This window comes from Microcystis sp. M44BS1 (assembly GCF_020244875.1).
GTDB lineage: Bacteria > Cyanobacteriota > Cyanobacteriia > Cyanobacteriales > Microcystaceae > Microcystis > Microcystis panniformis.
Genome location: NZ_JADBVM010000174.1, coordinates 1 through 11,232, shown reverse-complemented (window position 1 = coordinate 11,232; position 11,232 = coordinate 1). Strand labels below are relative to the sequence as shown.

Here is an 11,232-nt window from a genome sequence, read left to right as displayed (position 1 = left end):
CATAATACAGTGAGTTCTTTTCTTCTTCCGTGAATTCTAGGTTAATCATGTTTTTAATGAGTGCTTTGCTTCTAATTATGACTCTTAAACTATATTATTGTCCTTGAGTAAAAAATGCAAGTTGTAGCCGTGCAAAGTATAGCCGCTCAAAAACTTCAACATTATTTTTAAGAATATCATCCTTTTTTTTCAACAATGGATATGGCTTCTTGGCGTGTCGATTAAACAAAAACAATGCTTCTGTTGGCTCATAATGCTGCGGCTTTTGAATTTTACTATGGCCACCGCTGCGGGCATTCTTAACTCGAATGTCAGTAAAACACATTTGCTTCAGGGGAAAGGTTTGATAACAAACCCACTGAAGATACCAATCAGTCCGATGTGCCCCATGATAAATCGCCGGTAAGATAACATCAGCATAGCTTTGGGAGAGGATTTGAGATTCTGCATCATATCCACTAATGGGAAAGCATTTTCTGGAGATGAACTCTTCATAAGAAGCTTTAATCGGTAGAAATGCCCACTGTTTAGGATCATAAAAAGTTCCAGCAATGGGATGATATTCATCGAGCAATTCTTTTATCTTTTTGGGAATATCTACTCCTTCATCAGCAACAAAGGTAACATCATCATCGATAAAAATGTAGTATTCATAATCTTTAGGAACTTCCCTATATAGCAAGCTCCTGCCCTCACTCCAAGTCACTCCTTTTGCAGTAATGAAAGCATTGGGGTCATCTTCCGTTGCCCAATTAAGGCGATAAAAGTCACTAAATTCAGTAGTAAATAGTTCTCGTTTTTCTATAGTGCAAGGCTCATTACTTAGTTTGCCCTGTTCCAAAATACAGAAGGTTTTTTTACTCATTTACAAATTAGATAAAGTTCGGTACGAGTTCAAGTTTTAGCTTAATATATAGCCAGTCTAAACGATTTGCCAACACCACGAGCATCACGTCTCCAGAGTGGGAGAGGAGATGGGGGTGAACCGGTCCCCACGACCCACCTAGGTAGGCCACAGCACCCTTCATGTCACGCTCAGTACATAGCCCTAAGTTTGAAGCAGCCATAGGGTCGGCAGGAGGCAGGAGTAAATGATTAAATTGTACTTCAGGTGAGTTAAAACCGCTATGTAACACTTTCGAGTCCAGAACAATATTAAAATCCCTGCCACCCAAGCATAGCTGTATGTTCACACCAAATTCAAGCCATATACAATAAGTATAAATACTTAATTGATTTTCCCTCGAATCACGAGGCATCGAAAATCAAGAACGACTCTCCCCGCTCAGAAGTTCCCTGCTCCCCTTTTGTCTCAGCTAACCATTCTAGATGCCTAACAGCTTATACCATTTTTCTTTATTCGCGTCACAACGAATGAAGGTTTGGCAAGCATTCGAGCGTGGATGTCTGTCATGGATTTAGAAATTTGGTATTAACCAATTGACATCCTCGGTCAAGTTCCTGTATAGTAGCTCCCAAAGATTTAGGGTGATGGCTTTAAGCCTTCTCAAAAATTCTTTTCGGCGATTACTGGCAGAAAGCCGTTGAAATTAACTGAAAACCCAGTATAGCGAGTCTATTTGACTTGCGGACAATAATAGCTCCCCTCTCCCCCTGGGATGAGCCTGATGGGTTTTGGCAGTGTATGGATACTTACCGAGAAATGGAAATGCTCAATCACCTTGATGACACTGGACAAGCTAGATGGAAAATATGGTAAAGAAAGCATTTTGGTCGGGCAAAAAGGTCTTTATTACTGGTCATACTGGCTTTAAGGGGTCTTGGCTGGCGTTTTGGTTACTCCATCTGGGGGCAGAGGTAAAAGGCCTCAGTTTAGCCCCCAATACCACCCCCGCCTTATTCGACCAATTAGACTTAGCTCAGAACCTGAGTCATCATATAGGAGATATTCGAGAGGCTGAGTTAGTGGCTCGTTTAATCGCTTCATGGCAACCGGATGTAGTCTTTCATTTAGCGGCACAACCCTTGGTGCGGCTTTCTTATCTGGAGTCGGTGGAAACGTGGAACACAAATGTTATGGGGACTATTCACGTTTTAGAGGCCCTCAAAAGCCTGACTCATCCCTGTGCCGCCGTGTTTATTACTAGCGATAAGTGCTATGAGAATCGGGAATGGGTCTATGGTTATCGGGAAAATGACCCCTTGGGGGGTTACGATCCCTATAGTTCTAGCAAAGCTGGGGCGGAATTGGCGATCGCATCTTGGCGCAGTTCCTTCTTTAAAACTCCTCAAACCGCCATCGGCATTGCCAGCGCCAGGGCAGGAAATGTCATCGGTGGCGGAGATTGGTCTCTAGACCGGATTGTACCCGATGCAATGCGGGCCTTGATGAAGTCGGAAGCGATTCCGGTGCGTAACCCTCTAGCGACTCGCCCTTGGCAGCACGTTTTAGAGCCTTTAGGGGGCTATTTACGGTTAGCTGAGTCTATTTATGAGCAGTTGATGACGGCCAATTGGCAGCAAGACAGCCGGGGGTTATATGGGGCGTTTAATTTCGGTCCGGCTCTAGCCTCTAATCGTCCAGTTAAAGAGTTAGTTGAGTCTATCCTACAACTTTGGCCGGGAACTTGGCTCGATCAAAGTGATCCGAATGCTGTTCATGAGGCTAAATTGCTTAATCTAGTCACAGATAAGGCTTTCCATACCCTAAAATGGCAACCAGTCTGGGATTTTGAGCGGACAGTTCAAGAAACCGTTCTTTGGTATCGCCAAGCCAATCAAATTGCACCTAGCAATAATCAAGGGTTTCAAAACTTAACCCGATCACAGATCGAGCTATACCAGGCCGATGTCTTCAGTGAAAAAGTAGGTAGCTTTTGTGTTCCATAATATTTATCGCTACATTCCGGCGTTCCCCAAAACCAGAGACTTCGTACCTCACCATTAGGATAAATTCAACAAATATGACTAAAGTTTACTTCTACGCAACAAATGAAAGGGAGATGCGGTTATTTAATAGACAAGATCCCGACTCTTTCCTTGGTATTCATGATCATTTTTCAGCGGAAATTGCGCCGAGTTATATCTATCTTAAAAAGGCGGGTTTAGATTGTGAAGTTATTAACACAATTCCTGAGGAAGGAATTGTGTTCGCAGATAAAAAGAGTTTTGATAAAACCTTGCTAGAGATCAAAAAATATCTTGGCCGACCTACCCGTTTTTACAAATATCCAGGAGGAAATGCTATGTTAATCGCAATGAAATCTGATTTCCAGTTTTATCCACCTGCTCATATAAATATTGTTCATAATGCCGTGGATTTCCAGAAAAACCGTAATTCTATTTGGAATCCTTACTATATTATTTCTCCTTGGCCTCAGCCTGGATTGATCCCTCGATTGAAAGAGCGTGGCTGTCTGGTTGAAAATGTGGCTTATCTTGGTGATCAATCTCAATTAGCAGAAGAACTGAAATCAGATAAATGGCGTGATGCCTTATCTTCTCTAGGATGCAAGTGGTGGCCAATTCTTGAGCCTAAAAAGTGGAACGACTATAGTAATATAGATGTGGTTATTGCTGCTAGAAGTTTCGATGGCAACCCATACATCAACAAACCCGCTAATAAATTAATCAATTGTTGGCGAACTGGTGTTCCAGCAATCATGACTCCAGAGTCCTCAATCTTGGCAGAAAAGAAAAGCGACTTAGACTTTCTTTTGGTTAATTCTCTGGACGAAGCTATCTCAGCAGTTAGTAAGTTAAAGAGTAGTCCCAACCTTTATGCTAACATGGTCAGTAATGCCCAGGAAAGGGCTAAGGATTTTACTGTAGAAAAAGGTTGTGAAAGATTTATGAAATTTTTTGAGGAATTTGCGTTTCCTACCTATAATGAATGGATTAAATTAACGGAAAGTCAGAAAAAAACTCTTTTCTGGAGACGTTGTTCTAAATTGAGATTAGACAATTTTAAGGACAGAACAATTAATAGTTTTATCGAGCGGTTTTTCTAACGAATATTATTGCACAAATCATGACACAACCTATCCATCGTCCGACTGGTACATCTGAGCAAGAACAAGACCTGCGATCGCAAGTCTTTCAAGCCGTACAAGAATACTACAAGCACAAATTCCAACCCCGGGCTTTTGTGGCGGGGCAGACCTATATTCCGGCATCGGGTAAGGTATTTGATGAGCAAGAATTAGTCAAATTAGTGGATTCTTCCCTAGATTTCTGGTTAACGACGGGCAGATATGCGGCGGAATTTGAGGAACGTTTTGCCCAGTGGATGGGGGTAAAACATTGTTTATTAGTCAATTCCGGCTCTTCGGCCAATTTAGTGGCTTTAAGTGCCTTAACTTCCCCTAAACTGGGGGAAAAACAACTTAAACCGGGGGATGAAGTCATTACCGTCGCCGCAGGTTTCCCGACTACAGTTAACCCCATCTTTCAAAATCAGCTAATTCCCGTCTTTTTAGACGTTAAATTACCCGGTTATGACCTCGACATCCAGCAGCTGGAATCGGCCTTGTCAGAGAAGACTAAAGCGATTATGATCGCTCATACCTTGGGAAATCCCTTTAATTTAGAAGCGGTGATGGCTTTTGCCGAAAAACATGACCTCTGGGTAGTTGAGGATAACTGTGATGCGGTGGGAAGTCTCTATAAAGGGCAAAAAACCGGCACCTTTGGGCATTTAGCAACGGTTAGCTTTTATCCTGCCCATCACATGACTATGGGAGAAGGGGGCGCGGTTTTAACCAGCGATACCCGCTTGAAAAAGATTGTCGAGTCATTCCGTGACTGGGGCAGAGATTGTTGGTGTCCTCCGGGGGTAGATAATACCTGTAATAAGCGCTTCGGTTGGCAGTTAGGAGATTTACCCTTCGGTTATGACCATAAGTACACCTATTCTCATGTGGGTTATAACCTAAAGATGACGGATATGCAAGCCGCCGTCGGGGTAGCGCAACTGGATAAATTGCCCGGATTTATCAAAAAGCGCCGAGAAAATTTCGACTTTTTGCATCAAAAGTTACAGGAGCTTCAAGATGTTTTAATTCTGCCTGAAGCCAGCCCCGATTCTGAACCGAGTTGGTTCGGGTTTCCGATTTTTGTCAAGGAAAATGCACCTTTTAGCCGCAATGATTTAGTTAAGCATTTGGAGGAAAAACGCATCGGCACAAGGCTATTATTTGGAGGAAATTTATTGCGACAGCCTCTTTATAAGGGGTTAAATTATCGAGTCGTTGGGGATTTAAGCAATGCCGATAAAATCATGAGTAGTGTTTTTTGGCTAGGCATTTATCCCGGATTAACCGAGGAGATGTTAACCTATGTAGCAACGACCATCAGAGAATTTTGTCATGGCCAATAAAATTACCGAACTTTTGGGACAAAATTTCCGAGCATGGGGGATCAACCTTAATCCACTGTCAATCCACTTAAAATCTTGAAAAACTGATGAAAATCACTGAGACAAGGATTCCTAAGTGCTACGAAATTGTCCCCACTATTTTAGAAGACAAGCGTGGTCGTTTTGTTAAAACTCTACATCAGGACATCTATAAAAGTCACCAGTTAATTATTAACTTTGCTGAAGAATATTATTCGGTGTCCAAGAAAAATGTTTTGAGAGGACTACATTTCCAAGTTCCTCCGCAAGATTGCACAAAAATTGTGTATTGTCTCGAAGGTTCGGTAATGGATGTAGTGGTAGATTTGCGTAAAGGCTCGCCAACCTATGGCGAGTTTGAGTTGTTTAATCTGAGTTCTGAAAATGGTAAGATAATCTATATCCCTTCTGGCCTAGCTCATGGTTTTTATGTGACGAGCGAAACGGCAATTATGTGCTATAAAGTATCAACAGTATATTCTCCCAAAGAAGATACAGGAATTCTTTGGAATTCCGTAGTAATACCTTGGCCAAATCTACATCCTATCTTATCTGAACGAGATCAGAGTTTTCTTCCTTTTTCAGAATTTCGGAGTCCGTTTGTTTATTGAGAATCAAAACAATTTAAAGAAAGCATGAAAGTATTAATTACTGGTGCGAGTGGTTTTGTTGGTTCCCATGTAGCAAGGCTTTTAGTAGCCGAAGGGTGTGAGGTACACGTGCTTGTGCGAGAAAGCAGCAACCGATGGCGAATTCAAGATATTCTGCCATCAATGTATTTATGGCAATCTGACTTAGTAGCATTTGAAAACGTGAATACTTATTTGCAGGAAATCAAACCTGAATTGTGCATTCACTTAGCTTGGTATGCAGTGCCGGGTAAATACCTAAATTCTCAAGAAAACCTTGATTCAATTCAGGCGAGCATCAATCTTCTCTCTCAATTAGCCGAACTGGGTTGTAAGCGGTTTGTGGGTATAGGGACTTGTTTTGAGTATGATTTAAGTCTGGGATATTTATCTGAATCCAGTTTGACAAAACCCATAACCTTATATGCAGCCACCAAGGTCGCACTTTCCACTATTTTGCAGCAATTTGCCCAGATAACCGAAATGGAGGTAGCTTGGATTCGCCTATTTTATCAGTATGGACCAATGGAGGATGAGCGACGATTAATCCCTGGGATTATTTCTTCACTGCTGCGGGATGAAGTGGTGAAAACAACTAAAGGTGAGCAAATTCGAGATTTTCTTCATATTGAGGATGTAGCCTCGGCAATTTGGGCAGTTGCTAAGAGCAACGTTTCAGGTGTAGTTAATGTTGGTTCTGGTCAACCTGTAACCGTTGGACAAATAGCACTTGAACTTGGTAATTTATTAGGTAAACCTGATTTAATTCATCTGGGTGCTTTACCTTACCGTCCCAATGATCCCATGTTTATTTGTGCTAATAATGAGTTGCTGAGAAAAAAGACTGATTGGACACAAAAATATAATTTAACGACGGGATTAAAAAATACAATTAAATGGTATAAAGACCATTTAAACATAAATAAAATTGAGGAAATTTAAGATGATTAAAAAATTAATTAGTGTTGTTACTCCTTGCTACAATGAACAAGATAATGTTGAGTTTTTATATACTGAGGTCAAAGATATTTTTGCAAGATTAGGAAAATATGAATACGAGCATATTTTTATCGATAATGACTCTCAAGATAAAACAGTCAGTATATTAGAGAAAATCTCTCAAAGCGACTCTAGAGTCAAAATTATCATTAACGCTAGGAATTTTGGCTTTGTTCGTTCTACCTATTACGGCCTCTTACAAGGAACTGGAGAGCGGTTATTTTAGTCTTCGCCGATTGTCAAGATCCTCCCGAACTAATCGTCGATTTTTTGGGAAAATGGGAGGAAGGCTATCAAGTTGTTAAAGGAATTAAAAGCTCGAGTCAAGAGAATTCTTTGGTCTATAATATAAGAAGATTTTATTATTTTTTAGTTAGGACTCTATCAGAAGAGATTGACTTAACTGCTAATTTTACGGGCTTCGGTTTATATGATCACAAAGTGATAGAAGCATTGCGTTTGATCGATGATCCTTATCCCTACTTAAAGGGTCTTATTTCAGAAGTCGGTTTTAAGAGTGCTAAAATCGAGTATGATCAGAAAGTCCGAAAACGAGGTAAGAGTAGTTTCAATTTTTATCGAATGTACGATCTGGCAATGCTGGGTATCACTACCTATTCTAATTTTCCGCTAAGATTGGCGACAATGATCGGGTTTGCTCTATCTCTAGTGAGTTTTCTGGTCGGTCTGGGGACTTTGATTTTGAAGCTTCTGTTTTGGAACCTTTTCCCCATAGGAATAGCGGCGATCATTATCGGATTGTTTCTTTTTTCTTCTGTACAGTTATTTTTTATAGGTATTTTAGGAGAATACATTAGTTTGATAAATAGACGAAGCTTAAAAAGACCTCTAGTGGTAGAGAGAGCGCGAGTCAACTTTGATTAAGAGTTACCTAGGGATGTTCTTTAATCTAAATTGTAAAAGACAATAAATAAAGGCTCTTCGGTTTTTGTTATGCAATGGAGGGGGGTTATAAGGGATGGAACCCTTATATAGAAAGGCATTTAGCGATTTTTGTCAATTGTTTTTGCTCTAGAGCGAACTAATCAATTAGGTCTCTTGCCAGATAAGGGTTTAGTCGATTTATGCCCCCCTATCGAACCATACCAAGTAACGAAGAACCTAAATAAAGAGGGAAATAAAATGTATCAAATGAATAAAACTGCGATTGATCAATGGCTCAAAGGAGTGGGTATCTTTTTACTTATTTTTATTGATGTAAATTATCTTCTTACCACAAGATTTGGTAGATTAAAAGGAAATGAAAGGTATGAGGCAATGTGGTATCTGTTCATTTTCATTTCAATTGTTGTTTTACCTATATTATTGGGTAAAGTTTTGAACTATTTAAGTTCTATTTTATCAAAAATAATCAATAATTGGCAAGTCACAAATCAAAGTCGTAATCTTGAGTTTTTAATTTCGTGGGGACTTGGTCTTGTTTTCAACACGATAGCAATTCAAAAGCTCTTTACCCAAGGAACTGCTGAAAGTCTCAGATTATATATGAAACCTGAGATGTCATACAATTGGCGTGAACTGACAACTTATTTATCAAGCTTGAATTTTTTGGTGCTAATTCCAGTCGCATTAATCTTAACAATTATTTTCTTTTTTCTCTTACATCTATTTTCCCTTCGTAAATTTTTGAGAACATTATTGATTGAGAATATAGTTTTTATCGGAGTTTTAGTGACGTTGACATCAGTTGCTTGGAGTCTGGTTTATAATGATAAATCGAACTACCATTTTAATGCGGTTATTTTTCCATTAGCGGCCATTAATAGTGATTCCCCTTTTACCCCACTGGTTTCTGAGGGATTTTCGACTTGGTATGGCGGATATTATCTTTGGTTTGGCCTACTATCACGATTAATGGGAAATAGTCTATTGTCTATTAAAATTGTTGTATGTAGTTTGATTGCTCTTCAGATTCTTCTTTACTATTTAATAACTAAGGCTATCTACAAAAATCCGTTGCTCAGAATTTTGGTATTTATTAGCTGCCTATTTTGGAGTTATCTTTATGGTAGGGTAGAATTTCGAGATTTATACTTTCAATATTTTCCTTTAAGAACTTTATTTCCTTGTCTTTTGCTGGTTACTTTGTTGTATATATCTGAAAGAAAATTTTTCGATAAAGTTACTTTTTCTATGGGATTTTTAACAATTAACTTACAAGATGTGCTTCTAGATTTTATAGTGGCAATGGCTCTATTAAGTAATTTTGATTCTGGTATAATTGTCTTGATTATGTATTTCTTGATTTACCATTGGAATGAGTTTAAAATAGATGGTTTTAGCGCAAAAAACATGATTAAAAAATTAACGGCATTTAGTATCAATCTTATCATTATCATTTTCATAATTATTTTTAGTTTTAGAATTATTGCTGGAGAATTTATCAATTTTTATAATTATATAGGTTTTACTTTTAAAGTTGGCTCTGGCTTTCTAGGTTTGCCTTTTCCAGATAATATATGGATGATATTTATGGTTGTTTACGGTTTTAACATCATACAATCTTTTCCGAGTCCTATTGAGGATAAAAACGCTAAGTATCGTTTTGTAATTGCCATCTGGGGAATAGTTAGCCTCTTTTATTTTGTCAATAGAAGTCATCCTGGTAATTTGTTAGCTGTATCACTTCCCTTCTTTCTTTCCTATGGTTGTTTGATTGATTATGTCTTTAGTTCTTATCGAAAAAAAATGTCCGAATCTGAACCAGAATTGATGCAGAATAAAATGGCATTTAGGGAATTTTTGCCAATCTTGTTGCCCAATTCGTTTGATTTATTAAGACTCTCCCTGGTCAGTGTATTAATCATGCCCTTTATTATTATGTCCCTAATCGCTTCTGTAAAATTTATCCCCGCAACGATATCCAATTTTACAAGCCCTAAAAGCTATTCGCAAATGTCTGCTGTAGCCAGCTTGTCTGAGAGAGTGGCTACATTAGAAAAGCAATTAAACCGACCATCAATTCTCCTTTCAGATTCATTTGAATCCTATTATTATCTTCACAAAAACAGAAAAGTCTTGTTCTATCCCGAGACAACTTCTATTTTATCTGGGGATAATTCTTTTCAGCCCCGTTTTATTGACGCTCTCAATAAATTCAATCCAATTGTCACCCTATGTCCCATAAATGTACCTATCATAAAAGAAAATCTTCATGGCACTTTTTTACAATTACTCTATCAGAATAATTATCAACTTGTAGAGTCAGAGAGAAACATAGATGACCCTATCCTGAAAAATTGTAAGATTTACATAAAAGATTAGAACTGTAATAAAGTCAGAGAATCTTGACAAAATCATATAGCCTAAAACGAGCCGAGCGCTTGGCTGCACAATTGTGATCGCAATTGTATTGACATTGACAATAGTTTATGATAAGAAAGTGGCATCAGTTGTTCACCCCAACCAACCAATGGCTCAAGAAACCCTCCTAATTGCAGCTAACCCACTGGGGATCAAGCTACCACCGACCGAAGATGAGCTACCTTCTGATGATGGTATTCCCATGGAAACCCAGCGACACGGACTGCAAATGCAGTTATTAGTCAGACCTCTCTCCGGGTGGTTAAAAACTCAAGGACGGGAAGCGTTTGTCGGAGGCAATATGTTTGTTTATTTTAGCCCCAATCAAGTGCGTAACGAGGATTATCGCGGACCTGATGTATTTGTCGTTGTGGACGTGCCTCGAAAAGAACGGAAAAGCTGGGTCGTCTGGGAAGAAGAAAAAGCTCCTGATGTGGTGATTGAGTTGCTCTCTGAGAGTACAGCCAAAAAAGATAAAGAAGAGAAAAAACTCATCTATCAGAATCGTTTGCGGGTGACAGAATACTTTTGGTATGATCCCTTTGACCCAGAAGATTTAGCGGGACATCGCTTAGAAGGGGGTGTTTATAAATCTTTAAACCCAGATGCTCAAGGCAGGTTCAGCAGCGAAACATTAGGGCTAGTGTTAGTGCGGTGGCAGGGAATTTATGGGGATGAACAAGAGCCGATTACTTGGCTACGTTGGGCAACAGCAGAGGGGCAATTGCTCCCCACCATAGAGGAGTTGGCCGAGCAGGAAAAGCAACGGGCTGAACAGGAAAAGCAACGAGCCGAACGCTTGGCAGCAAAATTAAGAGCGCTAGGAGTTGAAGTTGATGATAGTGTATGAAATAATTGCAGGCATTGTCCACCTACAGGTCTATTTTATAATTAATTTAATGCACCTACTTAGTTGCGGGCAGT

General features: G+C 39.4%; 8 protein-coding genes and 1 pseudogene. 8 read left to right on the top strand and 1 reads right to left on the bottom strand.

What is annotated here, in order from left to right; all coding sequences use genetic code 11:
- Positions 1-94: 94 nt before the first annotated feature.
- Entirely contained in the window at positions 95-865 is a 771-nt protein-coding gene (locus tag IM515_RS14115; RefSeq protein ID WP_287627357.1) for a hypothetical protein, read from the bottom strand.
- Between the two features lie 839 nt (positions 866-1,704).
- Between IM515_RS14115 and rfbG the strand changes: the two genes are divergently transcribed.
- The 8 genes and pseudogenes from rfbG (at position 1,705) to IM515_RS14075 (ending at position 11,158) form a co-directional block, all read left to right on the top strand.
- Complete coding sequence (rfbG, locus tag IM515_RS14110) at positions 1,705-2,850, top strand: CDP-glucose 4,6-dehydratase (protein WP_287726006.1); 1,146 nt, start codon at positions 1,705-1,707, stop codon at positions 2,848-2,850.
- A 74-nt stretch (positions 2,851-2,924) separates the two neighbouring features.
- Positions 2,925-3,971: a glycosyltransferase gene (locus tag IM515_RS14105; protein WP_287627353.1), complete on the top strand. Its 1,047-nt coding sequence runs from the start codon at positions 2,925-2,927 to the stop codon at positions 3,969-3,971.
- Positions 3,972-3,991: 20 nt separating this feature from the next.
- Complete coding sequence (gene rfbH, locus IM515_RS14100; RefSeq protein WP_287627352.1) at positions 3,992-5,338, top strand: lipopolysaccharide biosynthesis protein RfbH; 1,347 nt, start codon at positions 3,992-3,994, stop codon at positions 5,336-5,338.
- Between the two features lie 86 nt (positions 5,339-5,424).
- Positions 5,425-5,967: a dTDP-4-dehydrorhamnose 3,5-epimerase gene (rfbC, locus tag IM515_RS14095; RefSeq protein WP_061431652.1), complete on the top strand. Its 543-nt coding sequence runs from the start codon at positions 5,425-5,427 to the stop codon at positions 5,965-5,967.
- Positions 5,968-5,991: 24 nt separating this feature from the next.
- Positions 5,992-6,927: an NAD-dependent epimerase/dehydratase family protein gene (locus IM515_RS14090; protein ID WP_012264568.1), complete on the top strand. Its 936-nt coding sequence runs from the start codon at positions 5,992-5,994 to the stop codon at positions 6,925-6,927.
- Position 6,928: 1 nt separating this feature from the next.
- Positions 6,929-7,869: pseudogene (locus tag IM515_RS14085) on the top strand (glycosyltransferase family 2 protein).
- Positions 7,870-8,127: 258 nt separating this feature from the next.
- Complete coding sequence (locus tag IM515_RS14080) at positions 8,128-10,269, top strand: hypothetical protein (protein WP_287627359.1); 2,142 nt, start codon at positions 8,128-8,130, stop codon at positions 10,267-10,269.
- Positions 10,270-10,417: 148 nt separating this feature from the next.
- A complete protein-coding gene (locus tag IM515_RS14075; RefSeq protein WP_287627349.1) occupies positions 10,418-11,158 on the top strand; it encodes a Uma2 family endonuclease in 741 nt (246 codons plus the stop codon).
- Positions 11,159-11,232 lie beyond the last annotated feature (74 nt).